Annotated in this window: 18 protein-coding genes; 6 read left to right on the forward strand and 12 right to left on the reverse strand. The window is 72.1% G+C overall.

Going from position 1 to position 21,769, the window contains the following annotated elements; translation table 11 throughout:
• Window positions 1-275: 275 nt before the first annotated feature.
• From FJ309_10730 to FJ309_10745, 4 genes are all read left to right on the forward strand, one after another.
• Window positions 276-548 (forward strand): carbon storage regulator, encoded by a 273-nt coding sequence (locus tag FJ309_10730; protein MBM3955071.1) that lies wholly within the window; start codon window positions 276-278, stop codon window positions 546-548.
• 258 nt (window positions 549-806) lie between these two features.
• Window positions 807-1,583, forward strand: coding sequence for a hypothetical protein (locus tag FJ309_10735; GenBank protein ID MBM3955072.1), 777 nt, complete (start codon window positions 807-809; stop codon window positions 1,581-1,583).
• Between the two features lie 37 nt (window positions 1,584-1,620).
• Window positions 1,621-3,042, forward strand: a complete 1,422-nt coding sequence (locus FJ309_10740; protein ID MBM3955073.1) for an MBL fold metallo-hydrolase — start codon at window positions 1,621-1,623, stop codon at window positions 3,040-3,042.
• Between the two features lie 5 nt (window positions 3,043-3,047).
• Entirely contained in the window at window positions 3,048-3,974 is a 927-nt protein-coding gene (locus FJ309_10745; protein ID MBM3955074.1) for an LOG family protein, read from the forward strand.
• 10 nt (window positions 3,975-3,984) lie between these two features.
• On the opposite strand, the gene FJ309_10750 is transcribed toward FJ309_10745, so the two are convergent.
• The 4 genes from FJ309_10750 to hemE form a co-directional block, all read right to left on the reverse strand.
• Entirely contained in the window at window positions 3,985-5,715 is a 1,731-nt protein-coding gene (locus tag FJ309_10750; protein ID MBM3955075.1) for a PAS domain-containing protein, read from the reverse strand.
• 28 nt (window positions 5,716-5,743) lie between these two features.
• Window positions 5,744-6,457: a response regulator gene (locus tag FJ309_10755; protein ID MBM3955076.1), complete on the reverse strand. Its 714-nt coding sequence runs from the start codon at window positions 6,455-6,457 to the stop codon at window positions 5,744-5,746.
• Between the two features lie 166 nt (window positions 6,458-6,623).
• Window positions 6,624-10,112 carry a DEAD/DEAH box helicase gene (locus tag FJ309_10760; protein ID MBM3955077.1) on the reverse strand — a complete coding sequence of 1,163 codons (3,489 nt, stop codon included), beginning with the start codon at window positions 10,110-10,112 and terminating at the stop codon, window positions 6,624-6,626.
• Window positions 10,113-10,215: 103 nt separating this feature from the next.
• Window positions 10,216-11,277: a uroporphyrinogen decarboxylase gene (gene hemE / locus FJ309_10765; GenBank protein MBM3955078.1), complete on the reverse strand. Its 1,062-nt coding sequence runs from the start codon at window positions 11,275-11,277 to the stop codon at window positions 10,216-10,218.
• A gap of 104 nt (window positions 11,278-11,381) precedes the next feature.
• Here hemE and FJ309_10770 point away from each other — a divergent pair, with 104 nt between their 5' ends.
• Window positions 11,382-12,266, forward strand: coding sequence for a hypothetical protein (locus FJ309_10770; protein MBM3955079.1), 885 nt, complete (start codon window positions 11,382-11,384; stop codon window positions 12,264-12,266).
• Window positions 12,263-13,537, forward strand: coding sequence for a glutamyl-tRNA reductase (locus FJ309_10775; GenBank protein ID MBM3955080.1), 1,275 nt, complete (start codon window positions 12,263-12,265; stop codon window positions 13,535-13,537). Before FJ309_10770 ends, FJ309_10775 begins: the two co-directional genes overlap by 4 nt.
• 52 nt (window positions 13,538-13,589) lie before the next feature.
• On the opposite strand, the gene FJ309_10780 is transcribed toward FJ309_10775, so the two are convergent.
• From FJ309_10780 to FJ309_10815, 8 genes are all read right to left on the reverse strand, one after another.
• Window positions 13,590-14,021: a type II toxin-antitoxin system VapC family toxin gene (locus FJ309_10780; protein ID MBM3955081.1), complete on the reverse strand. Its 432-nt coding sequence runs from the start codon at window positions 14,019-14,021 to the stop codon at window positions 13,590-13,592.
• Window positions 14,018-14,272: a plasmid stabilization protein gene (locus FJ309_10785; protein MBM3955082.1), complete on the reverse strand. Its 255-nt coding sequence runs from the start codon at window positions 14,270-14,272 to the stop codon at window positions 14,018-14,020. The genes FJ309_10780 and FJ309_10785 overlap by 4 nt, the downstream gene beginning before the upstream one ends.
• 77 nt (window positions 14,273-14,349) lie before the next feature.
• Window positions 14,350-15,315: a sugar kinase gene (locus FJ309_10790; protein ID MBM3955083.1), complete on the reverse strand. Its 966-nt coding sequence runs from the start codon at window positions 15,313-15,315 to the stop codon at window positions 14,350-14,352.
• Between the two features lie 53 nt (window positions 15,316-15,368).
• Window positions 15,369-16,310, reverse strand: a complete 942-nt coding sequence (locus FJ309_10795; GenBank protein ID MBM3955084.1) for an SPFH domain-containing protein — start codon at window positions 16,308-16,310, stop codon at window positions 15,369-15,371.
• 83 nt (window positions 16,311-16,393) lie between these two features.
• Complete coding sequence (locus FJ309_10800; GenBank protein ID MBM3955085.1) at window positions 16,394-18,202, reverse strand: redoxin domain-containing protein; 1,809 nt, start codon at window positions 18,200-18,202, stop codon at window positions 16,394-16,396.
• A gap of 49 nt (window positions 18,203-18,251) precedes the next feature.
• Window positions 18,252-19,343: a terpene cyclase/mutase family protein gene (locus tag FJ309_10805; protein MBM3955086.1), complete on the reverse strand. Its 1,092-nt coding sequence runs from the start codon at window positions 19,341-19,343 to the stop codon at window positions 18,252-18,254.
• A 188-nt stretch (window positions 19,344-19,531) separates the two neighbouring features.
• Window positions 19,532-20,104 (reverse strand): hypothetical protein, encoded by a 573-nt coding sequence (locus tag FJ309_10810; GenBank protein MBM3955087.1) that lies wholly within the window; start codon window positions 20,102-20,104, stop codon window positions 19,532-19,534.
• Window positions 20,105-20,326: 222 nt separating this feature from the next.
• Window positions 20,327-21,769 carry a DUF1501 domain-containing protein gene (locus tag FJ309_10815; protein MBM3955088.1) on the reverse strand — a complete coding sequence of 481 codons (1,443 nt, stop codon included), beginning with the start codon at window positions 21,767-21,769 and terminating at the stop codon, window positions 20,327-20,329.

The raw sequence follows: 21,769 nt of genomic DNA on the forward strand, positions 1-21,769 counted from the left end.
GGACAAAGCCCTCCGTGTGCCATGGCCTCAAAACGGGCGGCGCTCCCTCGCTCCGGAATAAAGCGTTTAACCGGTGTGAGGACCGTCGGAGACAAGAATCTCCCCCTGTCCCGACGATGTTTCCTCTGCGGCACACCTTACCTAGCCCCCCGCGACGACGCGGTCACCGGCTGTCGGTAATGGTTGACATCCGTACATATATCCGGTCTGATGGCGGTCGGGTCCGACCGCGGGCCGGTCCATTTCAGGTCATCGAGAGGCAGGGAGGCTATTCCATGCTGGTGCTGTCACGGCGGCAGAACGAGCGGATCCGCGTCGGCGACACGGTGGTCGTCACGGTCGTGCGGGTCAGCGGCGACAAGGTGCGGATCGGGATCGAGGCTCCGCCCCACGTCAAAGTGCTCCGCGACGAACTGCCCGTCGACGACGTCCCGGCCGGCACTCCGATCGGCGTTCGCGTTGTCCACGACTCCCATGTCACCGAGATCACCACGGCTGCCACGACGCCGGCCGTGGCGTTTGGCAGGGTCCTCGGCGCGGTCGGCTGACGGCCAGCCGGCCCCGTGCCGCTACACTTGCGCCGAAAATGACGGACGATCACCGGCGCGGTGGGCGGTCGACCGGGGGCGGGTGCGGAGGAGCCGCGGCCGGCAACCTGTCCTGACCGCCGCCACGGTGGTCCTGCCGGCTGTCGTGCTGTCGCGACAGCCGGCGGCTGACGGCAGCGGGGCGGACGCAACCGTCGGCCGACGCGGCCCGTCGCCGGCGCGGCTGGCTTCCGTCGCGGGCTGGTGCAGGGATTACGCATGGTCCGGACGGCGCCCACACAACCACGCACGACGGCTTTCGCCCCGGCCGCTTCCGCGGCGCGGCCGCAGGCGTCCCTGGGCGGCGGCGGTCCATGGCGCCGGTGGCTGTGGCTGGCCGGCGCCCTGACGGCGGCGGCGCTGGCGGCGATCGCCGTCGCGCTGTCGTACGAGCCGGCCGCGCTGCGGGCCGTCGCCCCCGGACTCTCCTCCGGGTCGTCGCCCGACGACGAGGACGCGGTGCGCCTCTCCGGGCGCCTGATCACGACCGCGTCGGCCCTCCGCGCCGCGGCCATGCGGCCGGGGACGTGGGACGCGTTGGTCACCGACGACGAGGTCAACGCGTGGCTCGGCCACGACCTCCCCCGCAATCATCCGCGCCTCCTCCCGGCGGGCTGGTCGGCACCACGGGTGGCATTCGCCGACGACCGGTGCTGGCTCGGCGTGCGCCGCTGGATCGGGCCGGTGCCGGCGCTGGTCTGGGTCCGTGCCGAGGTCAGACCGCGAGACGGCGGGGCGATCGAACTGGCCGTCGACGGCGCCGGGCTCGGCGGACTGCCGCTGCCCGGCGACGCGCTGATGGCGCGGATCGGCTCCGGGCTGCGCCGGGCCGGCCTTTCCGTCACGGTGGGTCGCCTCGACGGTGCCAACCGCCTCCTCGTGCATCTCACCGACGGCCACTCTGCCGGCGCCGGGATCCGCCTCGGGGGGGTCCGGTTTCGCGACGGCGAGGCATTGGTGACGGGGCAGACCGTGGCGGCGGCACCACGGCAGTGAGTCGCGGGCTGGGCAATCGGGGGCGGAGGGTGAACAGATGGCACGGCTGACGTTTCTCGGGGCGGCGGGGGTGGTGTCGGGATCGCGCCACCTGCTCGATCACGGCGGCGCGCGGATCCTCCTCGACTGTGGGCTGTTCCAGGGAGACAAGGGGCTCCGCGAGCGGAATTGGCGGCCGCTCGACCCGCCGGCCGACTCGGTCGACGCGGTGGTCCTCACCCATGCCCACATCGACCATTCCGGATGGCTGCCGCGGCTGGTTCGCGAGGGATTCCGGGGACCGATCTTCGCCACGCCGGCCACGGCCGACCTCCTTCCGCTGCTCCTCTACGACTCGGCGAAGTGCCAGGAGGAGGATGCCATGTACGCCAACCGCAAGGGGTTCTCACGCCACCAACCAGCGCTGCCGCTGTACGACGAGGCCGACGTCGCCCGGACGCTGCGGCGCGTGCGCCCGGTGACGCGCCAGCGCGTGTTCGAGCCTGCCCGTGGGGTTCGCTGCCGGTTCCACGACGCCGGCCACATGCTCGGTAGCGCCTTCGTCGAGATCGAGCTCGACGGCCCCGGCCGGCCGACCACGGTGCTGTTCTCCGGCGATCTCGGGCGCTACGACGCGCCGCTCTACGCCGATCCCTGCCCGCCGCCGGCCTGCGACCACCTCGTCCTCGAGAGCACGTACGGCGATCGCGACCATCCGGCGATCCGCCCGCTCGACGACCTCGAGCGCGCGATCCGCGAGGCGCTGCCGCGCGGCGGGATGATCCTCGTGGCCTCGTTTGCCGTCGGCCGCACGCAGCAACTCGTCTACCTGCTGCGCACGCTGATGGCCACCGGGCGCCTCCCCGAGATCCCGGTGTGGATCGACTCGCCGATGGGGGTCGAGGCCACGGAGGTGTTCCGCCGCCACGCCGCCGAACACGACTTCACCGAAGCCAACGTCGCCGGCGTCGCCGAGGCGCTCGTCTCCCCGTGGGTGCGGATGGCACGGACGGCCGAGGAATCGAAGGCGATCAACGGTCATGCCGGCAGCGGCATCGTGATCGCCTCCAGCGGGATGATGACCGGTGGCCGGATCCTCCACCACCTCGCCAGGCGCCTGCCCGATCCGCGGACGACCGTCCTCGTGGCGGGCTTCCAGGCGGCCGGCACGCGCGGGCGCAGCCTCCTCGACGGTGCCGACACGCTGCGGATCCACGGCCGCGACATTCCCGTCCGGGCCGCCATCCGCCGCGTCGACGCCCTCTCCGGCCACGCCGACCGCAACGAGGTCACGCGGTGGCTCGAGCGGATGCCGGCCCCGCGCAACGTGTTTCTCGTCCATGGCGAGCCTCCCGCCGCCCGTGGCATGGCCGAGCGCCTCCACGAGCGGTTCGGATGGCAGGCGACTCTTCCCGCGCTCGGTGCCAGCCACGATCTCGACGGCCCCGTGACCCCTCCCCAGCCCCCGACGACCCGGTGAAAGCGATGGCGAAGAAGACCAAACCTGCCGCCCCCAAGGCCTGCGCGATCCTCCCCGACACCGTCCTCGGTGACGATGTCGCGCTGGCGGCCGACAACATGGAGGCGATCCTCCGCTCCCCCAGCTACCGGCTGGCGCAGGAGGACCACGCGCTGCTCGAGAAGACCGAGTTGCGCGGCGTGCGGATGCTGCTGGAACTGCAGAAACCGGAGCTGGCGTTCCAGCAGCACGCGATCGAGTCGACCGTGATCGTCTTCGGCGGCACGCAGATCGTCGAGAAGAACGCCGCCGAGCGCCGGTTGTCGGAGGCGCGGCGTGCGGCGACCGCGGCCCCCGGGGATGCCCGGCTGGCCCGCGACGTCAGCCGGGCGGAGCGGCTGCTCGACCGCTCGCGCTACTACGACGATGCCCGGGAATTCGCGCGGCTGGTGTCGATCGACAACCAGTGCGAGGAATTGCGGAAGTTCGTCGTCGTCACCGGTGGCGGGCCGGGGATCATGGAGGCCGCCAACCGCGGTGCCTTCGACGTCGGCTGCCAGTCGATCGGACTGAACATCAAGCTCCCCGCCGAGCAGCAGCCCAATCCGTTCATCACCCCCGACCTGTGCTTCCAGTTCAAGTACTTCGCACTGCGGAAGTTCCATTTCATCCTCCGTGCCGCGGCGGTCGTCCTCTTCCCGGGCGGCTTCGGCACGCTCGACGAGATGTTCGAGACGCTCACGCTGCGGCAGACGCAGCGGATGCAGCCGGTGCCGATCATCCTCTACGGCCGCGAATACTGGTCGAAGATCATCGATTTCCAGCGGCTCGCCGACGATGGCGTCATCGACGACCGCCACCTCGAGCTGTTTTCCTGGGCCGAGACGCCGGCCGAGGCGTGGCGGCAGATCACCGCCTTCCATGACGGCCGGTCGCGGCGCGGCGCCGGCTGAGGGAGCGGGTTCACGCCGTGGCGCCATCGCGCGGGAGAACGATGGTGAACGTGCTGCCTACTCCCGGTGTGCTCTCCACCGCGACGGTTCCGCCGTGCGCCAGGGCGATGTGTTTGACGATCGACAACCCCAGTCCCGTGCCGCCGAGCTTGCGGCTGCGCCCCTTGTCGATCCGGTAGAAGCGCTCGAACAGGCGGGGGAGATGCTCGGCCTCGATCCCGCAGCCCTCGTCACGCACCACCAGTCGGACGTGCGTCACCGCGCCGGCGCCGCTGCCCGGGGCGACGGTGATCCAGATCCGCCGGCCGGAATCGCTGTATTTGATGGCGTTGTCGACGAGGTTGATCAGCGCCTGCTCGAGGAGCGGGGCGTTGACCGCCGCGTCGAGGTCGGGAGGACACTCCCCCGCTAGCTCGATCGCCCGCTCGCGGGCCCGGGGGAGGCAGTCGGCGACCACGTTGTCGACGACGGTGGCCAGCACCACGTGCTCCACCGGCAGGCTGCCCGCCCCCTCCTGCTGCTCGATCCGCGACAGCGAGAGGAGATCCTCGATGATCGCTCCGAGGCGGTCCGCCTGCCGGGCGATGATCCGCAGGAACCGGCGCGAGTCGTCGGGGTCGTTGGCGGCCCCGTCGAGCAGGGTCTCGACGAACCCCTTGATCGAGGCCACCGGCGTCTTCAATTCGTGGGACACGTTGGCGACGAACTCGCGGCGCACGTTTTCGAGCCGCCGGATGTCGGTAATGTCGTTGAGGACGATCACCGCCCCCCCTTCCCCGTACACGTCGCGCAGCGCCGTGCCACGCACGCGCAGCGTCCGATCGCGCGGGCCGCGGAGGAGGAGGTCGTCCTCGACGGGCGTCCGGCAGTCGATCGCCAGCAGGGCGAAGCGCCGGAGATCGGCGTTGTCGACGGCATCCTGGAGCGGCCGGCCGACGGCGCCGGCGCCGTCGAGGCCGAGAAGCTCGGCGGCGGTGGCGTTGATGCTCACGATCCGCTGCCGCGAGTCGATCGCCAGCACGCCTTCGATCATGCTGCCGAGGACCGCTTCCTGCTGGGTGCCCTGGCGGCCGATCGTCAGCCCGCGCTCGATGAGTTGACCGTGGAGCGTGGCGATCGCGGCCGACAGCGACGCCAGCTCGCGGCTCTCCGGGCGCTCGAGCGTGACCCCCTCGGTGCCGTCGGCGAGGCGCGTCGCCGTCCGCGCCAATTCCTCGACGGGACGCGTGAGCCGCGAGATCGCCAGGTACCCCAGGGCCGCGGCCGCCAATCCCCAGACGACCTGCCAGCCCAGGAGGGTGCGCTGGTCGCGGGCCAGACGCTTGTCGTCGCTCCCGGCCTGGAGGGTGACGCGCACCTGTCCGCCGGAGGCGGGGCCGGACTCCACGGCCCGGGTGACCGACAGCACGCGCTGCCGGGTCGCGGCATCGAACCGCGTCGTGCGCCGCGGGGGACCGGCCATCGTCGGGCCCGCCCCGACGGCGCCGGCCGGGGTGTCGGCGGCGACGAACTCCACCGCCATGCCGTCGCTCCCCGACCAGATCCGGTGGGGCATCGACGCGCCCCCCGTGTCGAGCGCGGCGATCGCCAGCGCGGCGGCATCCTCGAGCCGCCGGAAGGCCGCGGCATCGGCGAGCCGTCCGAGGGACACGCTCGCCAGCCACGCGCCGGCGACGAACAGGCCGGCGAGCACCGCCGCCAACGCCGCGAAGAACTGCCAGACGAGCCGCGTGCGGGGCATACGAGGGGTGACCGGCGACCACGGTCGCTCAGGGCCGGAACCGATAGCCGACGCCGCGGACGGTCTCGATGTACCTGCCGTGAACGCCGAGCTTCTTCCGCAGACCGGCCACCTGGACGTCGACCGACCGCTCCGTGACAGGATAATCCTCTCCGCGGACGGCGTCGACGATCTGCGTCCGGGTGTAGGCCCAGCCGGGACGCTTGGCGAGGAACTGCAGCAGCGCGAATTCGGTGTAGGTCAGCTCGAGCGGCGTGCCGGCGAGGATCACCTCGTGGCGACCGGGATGGATCGACAGTTCGTGGACGCGGATCGTGGTGTCGAGCTCGGTCTCACGGCGGCGCAGCAGTGCCTTGACGCGGGCGACGAGCACGCGCGGGCTGAACGGCTTGGCGATGTAGTCGTCGGAACCGTGTTCGAGCCCGGCGACGATGTCGCTCTCCTCGCTCTTGGCGGTGAGCATCACGATCGGGATCTCGCGCGTCTTCGATTCGCTCTTCAGCCGCCGGCAGACCTCGAGCCCGTCGATCCCCGGCAGCATGACATCGAGCACGATCAGGTCCGGTGGCTGGCGGCGGACGCTGCGCAGCGCGTCTTCGCCGGTCGCCACACAGGTCACCTGGTAGCCCTCGCGCGAGAGGTTGTAGCGGAGGAGCTCGAGGAGGTCGTCCTCGTCGTCGACGACGAGGATCCGCTGGGCCGCGGCGTCGTCGGCCTTGTTCCGGGAGGGGTTTGGTTTCACCTGCCGTCGCCTCGGAACCGCCGGGGCTGTGCGCCGGACCCGCCACGCCGGATCGGCCGGCCCTGGATCGGCCCAGAGTGTACGCCGGCCCGGAACCGGGGGTGTTAGTTTTCGGTGAATCCTGGCCCCGGCGCGGGGACACCGCCCGCCACCTGGGGGGCGCGGCTCACGACAGCAGCAGCTCGACGTCGTCGGCCGACAGACTGGTGATCATGTTCTCGTCGGCGCGGACGATCGAGTCGGCCAGCTCGCGCTTCCGCGCCTGAAGGGCGAGGATCTTCTCCTCGACCGTGTCACGGGCGATGAGCCGGTAGGCGAACACGCGCCGTGTCTGGCCGATGCGGTGTGCGCGGTCGACGGCCTGTGCCTCGACGGCGGGATTCCACCACGGGTCGAGGATATAGATGTAGTCGGCGGCGGTGAGGTTGAGCCCCTGCCCGCCGGCCTTGAGGCTGACGAGGAACAGCCGGCAGTCGGGGTCTTCCTGGAAGCGGGTCACGCGCGCCTGCCGGTCGGTCGTCTTGCCGTCGAGGTACTCGTAGGTCTGGCCGCGGCCGTCGAGGTGATGGCGGAGGATCGCGAGGAAACTGGTGAACTGGCTGAACACCAGGACCTTGTGCCCCTCGTCGATCACCTCGCCGAGTTGCTCGAGGAGGGTCTCCAGCTTCGCCCCCGGTTCGTCGATCCGCGACGGATCGATCAGCGCCGGGTGGCACGCCGTCTGCCGCAGCCGGAGCAGCGCCTCGAGGACCGCGAACCGCGCCTTGCCGATCCCCAGCCTGCCGATGCGGCCGGAGAGCTCGAGACGGTAGTGCTCGCGGAGCTCGTCGTAGGTCTTGCGCTGCGATTCGCCGAGCTCGCAGAAGATCGTCTGCTCGGTCTTCTCGGGAAGGTCGGAGAGCACCTGCGCCTTGGTGCGCCGCAGCAGGAACGGCTTGACCGCTCGGGCGACCACCTCGGCAGCCCCGGTTCCCTGGCCGCCGGCGAGGAACCGCTTGAGCCGCGACGCGCTGCCCAGTTGGCCGGGATTGAGGAACTCGAAGATGCTCCACAGCTCGCCGATGTGGTTCTCGACCGGCGTCCCGGTCAGCGCCAGGCGGTGCCGGGCACGCAACAGCCGGCACGCCTTGGCAGCCTGGCTGCCGGCATTCTTGATCGACTGGGCCTCGTCGAGGACGACGTAGTCGAACTCGACCTCGCGATGGCGGACGATGTCGCGGCGGAGCGTGCCGTAGGTGGTGAGGACGACGTCGTGATCGGTCATCGACCCGGCTGCCTCGCCACGCGTGTTGCCGGTGTGGTTGAGGACGCGCAGCTGCGGCGCGAAGCGAGTCGCCTCCTCGATCCAGTTGAACACCAGGCTCTTGGGCACGATGACCAGCGACGGGCGGTGGCCGAGGCCACCGGCCTCGAGGGTCGCCCGACGGCGGACGAGCATCGCCAGGACCTGGATCGTCTTGCCAAGACCCATGTCGTCGGCCAGGCAGCCGCCCAGCCCCATCCGCTCCAGGAACGTCAGCCAGCCGAGGCCCTCGCGCTGGTAGTGGCGCAGCGTCCCCTGGAATCCGGTCGGCTCGGTTTCCGCCTCCGGCCGATCGCCGGCCGCCAGCTCGGCACGCAGGTGCGCGAACGCCTCGTCCACCTGCGACTGCGGCTGCCCGGCGAGCAGGGCGTCGAGGAGGGCGACCTGGAGCCGGCTGTAGCGCAGCCGGCCGTCGTGCCGTGTCGCCAGGGCGATCATCGGCTCGAACTGCTCGGCCATCCCCTCCGGCAGGATCCCCAGCGAGCCGTCGGACAGCTCCACCGCACGCGATCCGGAGGCAAGCGCCTCGAGAATCGCGGGGAGGTCGCCGGTCACGCCGCCGAAGTCGATGCTCCCGGCGAGTTCGAACCAGTCGATTCCGCTGGTCACGTTCCAGGCGACGCTGCCCGCCGGACGGTAACGGCGGCCCGAGACCTCGACGTTCCAGCCGGCGGCCGCGAGCTGCGGCACCGACGCGTCGAGCCGCGCCCGGGCCATCTCGACGTGGTGATCGGGGGGCGTGCCCGCGGCGTCGGGCCGGGCCGGCGAGGCACCGAGGCGCACCAGATGACCCAGTGCCACGCGCTCGGCGGCACGGTTGCGGCGCACGAGCAACCGTCGGTCGGCATCGGCGGCGCCCCCCGCCGGATCGTCGGCGGCGACCGACAGACCGCCGTAATCGAACCACACCCGTCCCGCCAGCTGGACGCGCGGGGCGGTCCGTCGGCGCCGCGCCGGCCCGGCATCGGCCGGCTCGTCGTCGATCACCGTCCGGGAGTCGTCGAGGACGAGCCGGGGGCGCGGCGAACCCGATTCCACGGTCCAGCGGCACCACGCCGGCAGCTCCAGCCGCGGCATGTCGGCCAGCGCCGCCAAGCGCACGATCAACTGATCGACCTGGGCCCCGGCGCATTCGAGCGGCCCACGCCGCTCGAACTGCTCCATCCAGCCGGTCGCCTCCTCGACCGCCAGCCGGGCGAGCCGGTCGGCGAAGATCACCAGCCCCGCTCGGAGGATCGCGCGCGGTTCGGCCAGTTCGCGGCGCTCGCTCCCGCGGACGAGCATTCCGCGGAGTGTGGCCTTGCCCGGCCGAGGTCCGGTCGCGGGGCCGTCGCTCATCTCGCGGAGCGACTCACCGCGGAGCTCGGCGCGCTCGTCGGGGCCGAGCACCAACGCGAACGACCAGGGGCGGCCGCCGTCCCAGGTGAGCGGGATGACCGTGTCGGGGTGGCGGCGGGCGTCGGGCTGGATCACCAGCCGCCCGCTTTCGCACAGTGCGGCGAGGCGTGCCGACGCGGCCCGTGGGTTGACGGCGATCCGGGCGATCGTCCGCCGCTCCAGGGCCTCTCCGCTCCCGTCCCCCACCACCTGGGCGCCGACCAGCCCGGCGAGGATCTCCTGCTCGGCGGCATCGAGGTCGTCGAAGGGGACCTCGGTGCCGGGGCCGGAGCCGATGATCACCGCCCGTGGGCGTCCCGTCGCCTGGCCGGCGACGTCGAGCTGCATCCGGGCGGGGAGGAGGATCGCCGAGCGGCTCTCGGTGGAGGCGCCCAGATCGAGGAGAAACACCAGCCCGCCGCCCTGCCGCCGGGCCTCGGCGAGGGGAAAACCCCGGCCGCGGACCGCCGGCTCCACCAGCCGGCGGCGCTCCTCGAGGTCTGTCAGCCAGGCGGGCTGCCGGCCTCCGCGCCGGTCCGCCGCCACCGGCGGCGCGACGGGCACGGCGGCGGCGGGGGAATCATCGTCATCCTCCGCCGCGGGCGCGAAGGCGTCGTCCTCGATCTCGTCGGCCGCTCCCTCGTCGGGGAGCACTTCCAGGACCAGCGGCGTGTGGTCGCCGATCCGCGACAGCAGGCCGCGGCGATCGACTTCGAGGAGGACGGCGGCGAGGATCGCGCACGGTTCGCCGAGGCGACCGCGATCGGTCGAGCAGCGGACCTCGAGCGTCATTCCACCGCGGCGTCCGGCCGACAACTCGAGGTGCACCTCGTGCACCACTCCCGCTTCCTGGCTGACCACCGCCTGCACGCGCCCGACACGCGGGCAGGAGACGCGGATCTCGTCGACGGCTCGTGCGGCGGCGACGTCGGCCGGGTCGAAGAGGTGGAAGAGGCGTTGCTGGAAGCTCGACATGCAAGCGGTCCCGGCGGGCTTCGGACCGTCCCGGGGGGCCGGCGGCGCGAAGCAGGCTGTTGTACCCCGGCGGGGGGCGGCGTGGCGAACAGTGCCGCGGTCATCAGCCGCCGCGGGCGGTGGCGATCAGCTCGAGGACGTTTTCCACCGGTGTCTCGGGGAGCACCCCGTGGCCGAGGTTGAGCACATGACCCGGCCGGCCGGCGACGGCGTCGAGCAGCTCCCGCGTCCGCCGGCGGACGGTCGCCCGGTCGGCGAGCAGGAGCGTGGGGTCGAGATTCCCCTGGACGGCACGGTCGGCCCCGACAGCCCGCCAGGCGTCGAGCAGGTCGATCCGCCAGTCGATCCCGATCACCGTCCCGCCGGCGGACGCCAGATGGGGCAACAGCGCCGGGTTTCCCGTGGCGAAGTGGATCACGGGCGCCCGCCGCGACGCCGCCTCGAGCGCCACGCGCGAATGGGGGAGCACGTAGCGGACGTAGTCGGCGGGCCCGAGGCACCCGACCCAGCTGTCGAATAGCTGCACCGCCTGCGCCCCGGCATCGAGCTGCGCGCAGAGGAACCGGCTCACTGCCCGTGCCAGCCGTCCCATCAGGTCGTGCCAGGCCGATTCGTGGCGGAGCATGAAGGAGCGCGTCCGCTGCCAGGAGCGGCTGGTTCCCCCTTCGATGCAGTACCCGGCGAGCGTGAACGGCGCGCCGGCGAACCCGATCACCGGGATCGAGTCGTCGAGGCCGGCGCGCGTCGCCGCGACGCAGTCCATCACGTACCCCAGCGCGTCGACGTCGCCGAGCTCGTGGAACCGCCCGAGGTCGGCCGGATCGCGGAGGGGATTGTGGATCACCGGCCCCTCGCCGGCGGCGAACTCCAGGTCCATCCCCATCGGCTCGAGGATCGGCAGCAGGTCGCTGAAGATGATCGCGGCGTCGACCCCGAGGCACTCGACGGTGGCGATCATCACGTCGGCCGCGAGGCGCGGCGTCTTCACCAGCTCCATGAACCCGACACGATCGCGGACCTGCCGGTATTCGGGGAGATAGCGGCCGGCCTGGCGCATCAGCCACACCGGAGTCCGCTCGACCGGCTCACGGCGGCAGGCGCGGAGGAACAGCGCGTGGGAATAGCGGTCGGTGGCGGTGGGCGGGGGCGTGGCCGCGGGGATCATCGGCGCAGTATAGGGTGGATCGAGCGGCGGTTTCGGCCGCGGGATCGGATCCGCGGGCCGACTACAATAGGTCGGTTCAGCATTCCCCCGAGGACCGGGTCGGGATGGGTGAATTCGTGGCGGGCATCTCCGTCGTCTGCTTCGCCGCCAGCTATCTGGTGGCGCTGGCCTGCGAAGGCTCGCGGCTGCTGTTCCGCTCCGGGATCCGCGGGGCGGCGATGGTGGCGTTCGCCGCCGCGGGGCTGGTCGCCCACACCCTGTTCCTCGGGTGGCGGGCCGCCCACGAGCCGGCCGTGCCGCTGTCGAGCCCATTCGATTGGTATCTCCTGGCCGCGTGGCTGTTGGCCGGCGGCTATCTGTGGGCGACGCTCGCCAACCCGCGGACCCCGGTCGGATTGTTCCTCCTGCCGGTCGTCCTCGGGCTCATCGGCGCGGCCGAGATCTCGAGCCGCGAGCCCTTTCCCCAGAGCCCGGCGACTCAGGCCTGGGGGGCGGTCCACGGCGTGTTCAACCTTGCCGCCAGCGTCGCCGTGGCGGTCGGCGGGACTGCCGGCGTGATGTGGCTGTTGCAGGCGGGACGGCTCGCGCAGCACCGCGCCGCGACTCCGGGCCTGCGCCTGCCGAGCCTCGAGAAACTCGCCGGCACGCTGCAGTGGACGTTCCCGGCCGCCGCCTCGACCGCGGCAGCGGGGTTCGTCTCCGGTCTGGTGCTCAACGCCGTCAACCACCGGCGCGGCCTGCTTGACACGATCCCCTGGAGCGATCCGGTGATCATTCGCCTCGGGGCGCTGGTGGCATGGCTCGTGGTCGCGGCCGCCATCGCCCAGGCCGTCCGCCATCGCCCCGGGGCGGCGCGGACCCGTGCATTCTTGGCAGTGGCGAGCCTGATCTGCCTCACGGCGAGCATCCTGTGGGGCGTTCTCGGCCACTCGCGCCACGGCGTGCCCCCCGATGCCCCGCCACCACCGCCGGCCGGGGTGCGGCCATGACGCTCGCCTTCGCCGGGGGAACGCACCGCACCGTGCCGCTCGACCTCCGCGAGCGGCTCGCCTTCTCCGCCGACCAGGCGGCCGAGGCGCTGCGACGCTTCCGCGACCGCTTCCCGGGCCGCGAGGTCGTGCTCCTTTCGACCTGCAACCGCGTCGAGCTGTACGCCGCCGGCGGCGCCGACACGGCGGCCCCGTCGCCAGGCCAGATCGTGTCGTTCCTCGCCGAGTGCCGGGGAATCGACGAACGTGTACTCGCCCCGGTGCTCGACGGGGACCGCGACGAGGCGGTCGTTCGCCACCTGTTCGGCGTCGCCTCGGGGCTCGACAGCATGGTGCTCGGCGAGCCGCAGATCCTCGCCCAGGTCAAGCAGGCCTGGGCCCTGGCGCAGGACAGCCGGACCGCCGGGCCGCTGACCGGCGACCTGTTCCAGGCGGCGCTGCGGACCGCCAAGCGCGTCGCCAGCGAGACGGCGCTGGGCCGCGAGCGGCTCTCGATCCCGAGCGTCGCCGTCAACGACTTCGCCCGCGGTGTCTTCGAACGCTTCGACGACAAGCGCGTGCTCTTGGTGGGCGCCGGGAAGATGGCCCGCGAGACGCTCCGCTACCTCCGCGAGGCGGGGGCCCGCGACATCGTGGTCCTCAACCGCACGGCGGCCCGGAGCGCGGAGCTCGCCGCCGAGATCGGCGGCCGGGCGGGGAGCCTCGCCGACATCGTGGCCGAGCTCGCCGCGGCCGATCTGGTAGTGAGCACGACCGGTGCCAGCCAGCCGGTCGTTTCGCTCGACGCCTTCCGCCAGGCGGAGCCGCGGCGCGGTGGCCGGGCGCTGGTGGTCCTCGACCTCGCCGTGCCGCGCGACTTCGATCCGCGGATCGGCACGCGGCCGGGGGTGTGGCTGACGGCGATCGACGACCTCGCCGCCGCCTGCGACGCCAACCGCAAGAGCCGGCAGCGCGAGGTGCCGGCGGCGCTGGCGATCGTCGACGAGGAGGCGCGGCGGTTCATGGGGGACCTCCACCATCGCTCGACGGCACCGGTGATCGAGCAGCTCCGTGCCGGCTGGAGCGAGCGCGGTGACGCGGAGCTCGAGCGGCTGTTCCGCCGCCTGCCGGACCTCGACGACGCGGCGCGGAGCGAGATCCGTCAGGCATTCGAGCGCTACGCGGCCAAGCTCCTCCACGTCCCGCTCAAGTCGCTGCGCACAGCCAGCCACGCCGGGCCGCCGCACGGCCTCCTCGACGCCCTCAAGCGGCTCTTCGACCTCAAGGACTGAGAGATCTCGCGAGGCTGGCGGAGGCATGACCGAGGGTAGCGGCTGGCGGCGATCAACCCGCCGCAGGGCCGTTCCACGGATCGATCACGACGATCCCGCATCCGCGAAAGTCACCGGTATTTCGCGTGGCGACGGTGGCTCCACGAGCGCGGGCGATGGCGGCGATCTGACAGTCGAACTGGCTGATCGTGCGGCCGGCGGCGCGGCGCTCGGCGGCGATCGTCGCATAGGCCTGGGCCGCCGCGCGGTCGAACGGCAGGATGCGATCGCGGAAATCCTCCTCGAGTATTCCCTCGATCGCCTGCGCGAGTCCGTGCCGGCGCTTCCCGGCGGGCAGGATCGCCAGTCCGTGGAGCAGTTCGGCCTCACCGACCGCCGTGAAGTAGACCTCGGCGCCATCCTGAGCCGCGAGCCACGCCTCGACCGCCGGAGCTGGTGACGGCCGGAGCAACTCGGAGACCACGTTCGTGTCGAGCACGATCATCGGCGTTCCGGCCGGAGGCGCGGTGGCGTTCGCAGCGCCTGTCGCGGCGGAAGCGCCACGTCGGCCCGATCCGCGGGAGAGATCCGGGCCCGGATCGCGGCCGCGAGATCGCGGGGTGGATCGGTCTGGTCAATCACACGGCGGAGGATGTCACGCGCCTCCTCCTCCATCGACCGGCCATGAAGCGCGGCGCGAACGCGGAGCCGCTGCTTGATGCCATCGTCGAGATTCCGGATCGTGATGCTCGCCATGAAGTCACTCCGTAGAGAACGTCCCACGATCGTACTCGATGGTTGCACTGCAATCAATGAAATTATCTGCCCGGTCGTCAGTCGGGCCGGCCGGGGGATGCCGGCCAGACCAGCGCCAGCTGGCGGTCGGCGATGCCGATCCGGGCGCGCATTCCGGCATCGAAGCGGACGAAGTCCTGCTCCATCCCGTCGCTGAAGATCACGCCGCCGCGCGGCATCTGCGAGACGATGTCGAGCGACTCGCCGGCGGCGACGGTGCCGCAGACGATCGTCGCCTGGCTCGACCGGCTGGTAAACGGCTCGCGGACACTGAACCGCAGCTCGCGCGCCTCGGCGTCGAACCGGTAGCGCTCGGCGATCCCGGCGGCCGCGCGCCCCGCGCCGAGCGCCGCGGCCATCCCCGCCGCCGCCGTCACCACCGAGCGGTACCAGCCCGTCGATCCGGCACCGGTGGACACGATCACGCCGCTGCTCGACTGGTCCTCGCGCCGGTTCCGCCACTCCAGCCGGTAGCGCGCCGAGGCATGCGACTGGACGCCGACGAACAGGTCGTTGACCGCGTCGACCACCTGGCCGTCGTCGAGCGTCGCCCGGGCCATCGTCACGCGCCGCACCGGCAAGGCGCCGGCCACCGCCGCCCCGAGCGTGGCTGCCGCGGTCGCCACGGCAAACGGCACCAGGACGCCGTCGATCCGCTCCGGGTCGGGGTTGAAGGCCACCAGCGGCTGGCCGGCGAGGTACTTGGCGACGTTGACCACCAGCCCGTCCTGGCCGAGCGTCACCACCAGGTCGTGCGGCCCGAAGAGGAAGTTCGGGAGGAAGCCGCGCTCGATCCGCTGCGTGCGGATCCCCGCCGGCAAGGCCGCGGTCACGTCGGCCAGCGCCCGCTCGTAAGCGGCGTGGGCGGCTTCGATGCCGGCGAACGACTCGCCGCGGTTCTCGGTGAGGAACCGGGCCTGGCCACGCGTGCCGTGGCGCTCGACGAGCTCCTCGAGCACCGTCTTGCGGGTCACGACGACGATCTTGGCAATCGAGTTCGCCATCGGGAGTGGGTGAAGTGGCGGCGGGGGAGCGGGCGCGGCCGAGCGGCAGCGCGTCAGCGACCCGACCGCTCGGCCCCACGGCCGTCGAGGAGCGAAGCGAGAATGTCGCTGGTGATCGTCAGGTTGCCGATGTTGCCGGCGTTGTCGGCCAGTTCACGCATCGCCAGCGCGAGCAGCGACCGCGGATCGACATCGCGAAACACGTCGAGCCGCTTCCGCTGGAAGTCGGCTTCGGCATCGGCGGCGACGGCGCGGGCGGAGGCGGCGTTTCGCGCCTCCTCCAGGGCGTTGGCCCCTTGCAACGCGATCATTTCCCGGCGCTGTTCCTCGAGCGTCTTCTCGCCGGCGAGCTCCTTCTCGCGGATCGTGCGCTCCTCGTCGACGGTGGCAGCGCGCCGGGCGTAGACGGCGATGTCGGCGCGGCGGAGGAGCGACTCGCGCAGCTCCGCCTCGAGCGCCTTGGCGACCTCGGGGGTGGGCCGTACCGAGAGGAACTCCACCGTCAGCAGCTCGGCCCCCATCTCGGCAAGGCCGGGGCCCCCACGCAGTGCCGCGGTAACCGCGCCGGCGAGCCGCGGCGCCTCGGCGAGGGCCTGTTCGAGGGGGCGAGGGGTGATCTCGTCGCGGGTCGCGACCTGGACGAGGTTGGCGATCCGGCGGCCGACCTTGTCGCGGTCTTCGGAGAGGGGGCGGTAGCTGACCGGGTCGATGCTGAAGTCGAACAGTTCGGCGGCGCGCCGCGGTTCGGCGAGCCGGAACGTCACCTGCCCCTGGAGCGTGATCTCCTGGTGGTCCGCGGACAGCTCGTTGAACACGAAGTTGACGTCCTGGCTCTGCGTCGGCACGGCGACGACCTGGGTGTCGTACTGCCAGTAGAAGAACGCCAGCCCGGGCCCCTCGCCACGACGGCGGCCGCCGGAGTAGCGGATGATGTGGTCGGTGGGCCGACCCTTGAAGTACGGAAACCACATCGGACGGGAGCCGGTCACGGCCATCGGATCACCTGATGGTGGAAGATTCCCATCATGATCCGGCGACGGCGCCAGTCAAAACCAGCGCGGTGTTTCCCGCGCCGCCGTCACCCGCCCGCGCCGGCCGTCGCGCCGGTGCCGCCGGCCGCGGCAGCCCGCGGTGGCCGCACGCGGCCGTTGGCGGGATCGATCTCGAGGCCGAGGGGCGGCTCGTCGGGGACGTAGAAGAAGAACCCGAACATCATCTCGTGGATCGTCTGCGGGCCGTAGGGGACCGCGACGGTGGGATCGGGGTTGAAGGGATTGAACGGCGAGTTGTCGAAGTGGGCCGTGACCTCGACCCGCGTGCCCTTCGGGAATCGCTTGGCGCCGGGCGTGAGGCGGTAGTTCTGCTGCCAGGCGTAGTGGTAGTTGGGGATCACCAGCAGCGTCTCGGGATCGGCGTCGGGCCGCAGCGCCGTGAACGTCATGTCGCGCCCGCGGAGGTGCATGTGGGCGAACATCCCCACGCCGAAGGCATCGCAGGGGAGCGTGCGGACGGCGGTCACCGGATGGAACGGGGCCCCCGGTGGGATCTCGAACTTCGACGTCGTCACCTGGAGGTGCTTGAGCTCGCGGTCGATCCGCGCCCGTGGGTAGCGGAGGCCGACGCTCATCCGGTTGGTCTCCGGCTTGCCCGTGGTGGTGTAGTGGATCTGGAGGACGAGGACCGAGTTGGCCGGGATCCGGAACCCCATCCCTTCGTCGAGGATCATCGCCGTGCCACCGGGGACGCGGCCGGTGATGAAGTTGCTGTCGTCGACCGGATCGCCGACTGCCATGTAGGCGAGGTTGCAGTGGTGGACCGTGCCGGGATTCGACGGCTTGATCTCGATCCCCGAGATCCACGTCTCGGCGAGGAACACGTGCGGAAGGATGACGTAGCGGTAGTCGACAAAGCCGTCGGCCGGGAGCGAGTCGGACCCCAGCGCCGTGACGACGAGGTCCGGCGTGCCGATCTCCCATGCCGGCGCCGGCGACGGGGCGGGGGGAGTCTTGGCGGGGTCCCCGGCCGGGCTGCCCGCGCCCACCCAGGCGGCGACCAGCCGGCGCTCCTCGGCGGACAGGCCGCGCTCGTTGGAGAAGTGCTCGTGGCGGCTGGCGTACCACGGCGGCATGCGCCGCTCGGCGACGGCGTCGGCGACCGCCGCCGCCTGCCCGGCGACGTCGTCGTAGGTCACCAGCGGAAACGGCGCGCCGCCGTTGGCGCGGTGGCACTCCTGGCAGTGGGCGGCCAGGAGCGGGGCGACATGCTCGTGGAACGTGACCGTGCGGTCGGGCTCGGCCGGGGCGGGGCGTGTGATCCGGCAGCCGTCGACGGGGGTCTCGGCGACCGCCACCGGCCGGCCGGCGAGGACGTCTTCGAGCGCCTCGCGGAGATCCTCGCGCGTCGCCGCGGGGCGCTCGCCGCCGAGGCGGAGTTGGTCGTCGATCCGCCCGCGGTAGACGATGCGGCGATCCGCGTCGAGGACCACCGCCTGCGGCGTGAATTCGGCGCCGACCGCGGCGGCGAGGGCGCCCGTCGTGTCTTTCACCAGCGGGAAGGGAACGCCGTGGTCGAGCCCGACGCGGGCCAGCTCGGCGATCTCGTCGCCGGCGGCCGCGTCGACGGCGACGATCCTCACCCCGCGCGGCGCGAACGCCTCGTCGAGCCGGACCAGCTTCGGCCAGCTGCGCCGTACCAACGGGCAGGTGAGATTGACGAACACCAGCACCGTCGCCGGCGGCTTCCCCAGATCGGCCAGCGAGCGCTGCTGGTACCAGATGTCGGTGAAGTGGAGGTCGGCGACGGGTTCGCCCAGCGGCGCGGCCGTGGCCAGCGCCGCCAGGCCCGACACGATCCATCCGGTGACGACCGACCGGCCGAGGCGGCTCATGGACGATTCTCCAGGGAGCGGGCCTGACCCGCGCTGAACGGCGGTCCGGTCAGGGCAGGCAGTAGGACAGGGCGAGGAGTGAATAGGCGGTGACGAGGTTGGCGTCGCCCTCCATCCACCGCGCGTTGGCGTTGGTCCACGAGCCGTCGTCGCGCTGGCGGGCGAGGAGCACCGTGGAGAGTTCGTCGCGCCAGGCGTGATCGGCCCCGGCAGCGTCGCGGAACTCCTTCCCGCCGAACGCGTCGAGCGACTTGGCTGCGGTGTGGAAGTAATAGAACAGTCCGTTGTCGGCCATCCCCGGGTTCTCGGCGAACGTGTAGTGCTTCGCCAGCCAGGCCAGCGCCGCCTTGACGCGCGGGTCGTCGCGATCGACACCGGCGTAGATCATGCTCTTGAGCCCGGCGTAGGTCATCGAGCCGTAGCTGCGCAGGCCGCCGTCGGGCGTCTTCCCCGCCTGGCTCTCGCCGCCGGCGGCCGGGGTGTAGTAGAAGCCGCCGTCGGGGTTCTTGGCCGGATGGGGCTGGTCGTTGTGCGGCCCGGGAAGGTTCTGCGTGCGCGACACGAACGCCAGCGCCCGCTGGATCGCCGGATCGTCCTCGGCGGCGCCGGCGGCGCGGAGGGCGTCGATGAAGAACTGCGTGTTCGACAGGTCGGGGCGCTGCTGGCGGCCGTAGCCGGCACCGCCGTAGGCCGGGTCGTCGGGCCCGCGCCCCTCCCCCTCGTCCCACTGCAGGGCCCGGAGGAACGCGGTGGCCGTGGCGATCTCCCGGTCGTGGCGGCCGTCGGCGTTGCACGCGACCAGCGCCATCACGGCGATCGCCGTCTCGTAATTGGCCACCGGCGCGCCGGGGGTGTGGATGCCGCCGTCGGCCTGGCGGAACGTGAGCAGGTGGGCGACGGCCTTGGCGACCGCGGGATCGTCGGCGGCGACGCCGCTGCGGACCAGTGCGGTCACCGCCAGTGCCGTCACCGCCGGGCCGGCTTTCGGTGAGAAGCTGCCGTCGGCATCCTGGCCGGTCGCCTTGAGGTAGGCGACACCGCGGTCGATCGCGGCACGGATCGCGACCGCGTCGGCCCCGCGCCCCGGAGTGGCGAGGGAGACGACCGTCAGGCAGGCGATGGCAAGCGCGCGGGAGGGCATCGAATCGGCTCCGGGGAGTCACGGGGCGCTTCTCCGCGCCGCCCCCAAGAATACGCGGCGGGTGGCTCCGGGGCAGCAGCGCTCCCGGTGGCGTCACCCCCGGCGCTTCTCGCGGTCGCCTGAGTGGACTGAATGAGCCGGCCGTCCCGCGGCCGGTCGGGGCCATGGAGGGCATTGACCGCCGACGGTCAGACGGGGGCGACCGGCAGGGCCCGCGGGTGGGCCGGCACCCGCCGGGGCGGGGGTTCGTGCCCGCTCTCCAGGCTCCACGCCTCGCGCTCCTCGTCGCTGGCGTAGTAGGTCAGCCAGGTGGCCAGATCGCCGTCGTCGCTGGCGCTGCAGTCGAAGTGGACGTAGTTGTCGGGCAGGTCGACGCGCTTGATCGGCGCGGTGAGGATGTCGCGGCGGATCAGCGTGTAGAGCTCGCGGTCGGAGAGGTGGTCGGTGAAGTCGAGCACGATCCGCTTCTCGAACAGCCGCTCGATCGTCTCCCAGAGGCGGTCGTGGAGCTGCTCGGCGTCGAGCGTGCAGGCCGGCTGCATCGCCAGCACCGGCTGGAACCAGCGCGCCACCGTCTCCACCGGGGCCTGCTCCCAGGCGAGCATCGACTCGAGAAACCGGTTCTCGACGGCCGTCGGCAGGCGGTCGAGATCGAGATCGGCAATCGATTCGTCGAGGTAGGGCTCGATCGCGTCGCGCAGTTCGGCGTTGCGGAGCAGGCAGTCGACCTCGTCCGAATCAGGACGCTGGGCGCGCGGCATGCCGGGACCCCGAGAGGTTCGCGTCGCACCCGCCGACACCCGCCGGCACCGCGCCACGCACGATCCGACGATACCAACGGGGTTCGCCGGTTCAACGCTTCGGAAGGCCGTTTTCCCGCGGTTTGTCCCCGCTCGGTCCGCACGATCGGTACGAACCGACGAGTTTCCGCCGCCCCCCGAGGCCCCCCGCTCTTGCCCCGTTTCCGCCCCTTCCGCCACCGCTCAGGCGAGGATCCCGGAGACGACATGGCCGTGGACGTCGGTGAGGCGGAACTGGCGCCCCTGGTAGCGGAAGGTGAGGCGGGTGTGGTCGATTCCCGCCAGGTGGAGCAGCGTCGCCTGCATGTCGTGGACATGGACCGGGTCGGCGGTGATGTTCCAGGCGAAGTCGTCGGTGGCCCCGTGGACGTGCCCCTTCCGCACGCCGCCACCCGCCAGCCACCAGGAGAACGCCCGCCCGAAGTGGTCGCGCCCCTTGGGGTTGGCCGGATCCCCTTGGCCGAACGGCGTCCGCCCGAACTCCCCGGCCCAGACCACCAGCGTGTCGTCGAGCAGGCCGCGCTCGCGGAGGTCTGTGACCAGCGCCGCGGCGGGGCCGTCGGTGTCGAGGCACTGCTCGGCCAGCTGGGTGTGGAGGTTGTTGTGCTGGTCCCAGCCGGCGTGCATCAGCTGCACGAACCGCGTGCCGCGCTCGAGGAGCCGTCGGGCGACGAGGCAATTGAAGGCAAACGACCCCTGGGTGCGGACCAGCGGCCCGTAGCGGTCGAGGACGCGCGGCGACTCGTCGGCGAAGTCGACCAGCCCCGGCACGCTCTCCTGCATCCGGTAGGCCATCTCGTACTGGGCGATCCGCGTGTCGATCTCGGGGTCGCCGTAGTCGGCGAGGTGAGCCGCGTTGAGCGCGGCGAGGTCGTCGAGCAGCGCCCGGCGCGCCTGCCGGCTGACGCCCGGCGGATCGGCGAGGTACGGCACCGGCTCGCCGGTGTTGCGGAAGCGCACCCCCTGGTAGCGGCCGGGGAGAAACCCACTCCCCCAGTAGTAGTCGAAGAACAACTGCCCGCAGGTCTTGCCGCGGTCGCTCGACGTCATCACCACGAACGCCGGCAGGTCGTCGGTGTCGCTTCCCAGCGCGTAGGTCAGCCAGGCGCCGAGGCTCGGCCGCCCGGGAACCTGGGCGCCGGTGAGGAAGAAGGTCACGCCGGGAGCGTGGTTGACCGCCTCGGTGTGCATGCTGCGCACCAGGCACAGCTCGTCGGCGAGGCTGCCGGTGCCCGGCAGCAGTTCCGAGAGCTCGATGCCGGCGGCGCCGTGGCGGCGAAACGGCTTGATCGCCGGGACGGTCGGCCACTTGGCGTAGCCGCTGCTCATCGTCGAGAGGCGCGTCGTGCCGCGGACGCTCGCGGGGATGTCCTCCCCGGCGCGGCGGATCATCTCCGGCTTCGGGTCGTAGAGGTCGACGTGCGACGGCCCCCCCCCCTGCCAGAGCATCACGATCCGCCGGGCCCGCGGCGGATGGTGGGGGAGGCCGGCGAGGGGGCGACCGGCGGCGCTTCCCTGCCGCGCCAGGAGCGAGGCGAGGGCCGCGGTGCCGAGCCCGGCGCCCGACGAGCCGAACAGCCGGCGGCGGGTGACCCGGGCGGCGTTCTCGGCGAGGAGCGGATGCAT

The sequence above is a fragment of the Planctomycetota bacterium genome, assembly GCA_016872555.1.
Taxonomy (GTDB): domain Bacteria; phylum Planctomycetota; class Planctomycetia; order Pirellulales; family UBA1268; genus F1-20-MAGs016.

Coding starts and splice junctions, on each gene's coding strand:
- FJ309_10750 (MBM3955075.1), bottom strand. CDS start 5,715: ATGCCCCGCACGCGGCTCGTCTGGCAGTTCTTCGCGGCGTTGGCGGCG.
- FJ309_10815 (MBM3955088.1), bottom strand. CDS start 21,769: ATGCATCCGCTCCTCGCCGAGAACGCCGCCCGGGTCACCCGCCGCCGG.
- FJ309_10785 (MBM3955082.1), bottom strand. CDS start 14,272: ATGGCGAGCATCACGATCCGGAATCTCGACGATGGCATCAAGCAGCGG.
- FJ309_10790 (MBM3955083.1), bottom strand. CDS start 15,315: ATGGCGAACTCGATTGCCAAGATCGTCGTCGTGACCCGCAAGACGGTG.
- FJ309_10795 (MBM3955084.1), bottom strand. CDS start 16,310: ATGGCCGTGACCGGCTCCCGTCCGATGTGGTTTCCGTACTTCAAGGGT.
- FJ309_10775 (MBM3955080.1), top strand. CDS start 12,263: ATGACGCTCGCCTTCGCCGGGGGAACGCACCGCACCGTGCCGCTCGAC.
- FJ309_10760 (MBM3955077.1), bottom strand. CDS start 10,112: ATGTCGAGCTTCCAGCAACGCCTCTTCCACCTCTTCGACCCGGCCGAC.
- FJ309_10805 (MBM3955086.1), bottom strand. CDS start 19,343: ATGCCCTCCCGCGCGCTTGCCATCGCCTGCCTGACGGTCGTCTCCCTC.
- hemE (MBM3955078.1), bottom strand. CDS start 11,277: ATGATCCCCGCGGCCACGCCCCCGCCCACCGCCACCGACCGCTATTCC.
- FJ309_10740 (MBM3955073.1), top strand. CDS start 1,621: ATGGCACGGCTGACGTTTCTCGGGGCGGCGGGGGTGGTGTCGGGATCG.
- FJ309_10745 (MBM3955074.1), top strand. CDS start 3,048: ATGGCGAAGAAGACCAAACCTGCCGCCCCCAAGGCCTGCGCGATCCTC.
- FJ309_10810 (MBM3955087.1), bottom strand. CDS start 20,104: ATGCCGCGCGCCCAGCGTCCTGATTCGGACGAGGTCGACTGCCTGCTC.
- FJ309_10735 (MBM3955072.1), top strand. CDS start 807: ATGGTCCGGACGGCGCCCACACAACCACGCACGACGGCTTTCGCCCCG.
- FJ309_10770 (MBM3955079.1), top strand. CDS start 11,382: ATGGGTGAATTCGTGGCGGGCATCTCCGTCGTCTGCTTCGCCGCCAGC.
- FJ309_10800 (MBM3955085.1), bottom strand. CDS start 18,202: ATGAGCCGCCTCGGCCGGTCGGTCGTCACCGGATGGATCGTGTCGGGC.
- FJ309_10780 (MBM3955081.1), bottom strand. CDS start 14,021: ATGATCGTGCTCGACACGAACGTGGTCTCCGAGTTGCTCCGGCCGTCA.
- FJ309_10730 (MBM3955071.1), top strand. CDS start 276: ATGCTGGTGCTGTCACGGCGGCAGAACGAGCGGATCCGCGTCGGCGAC.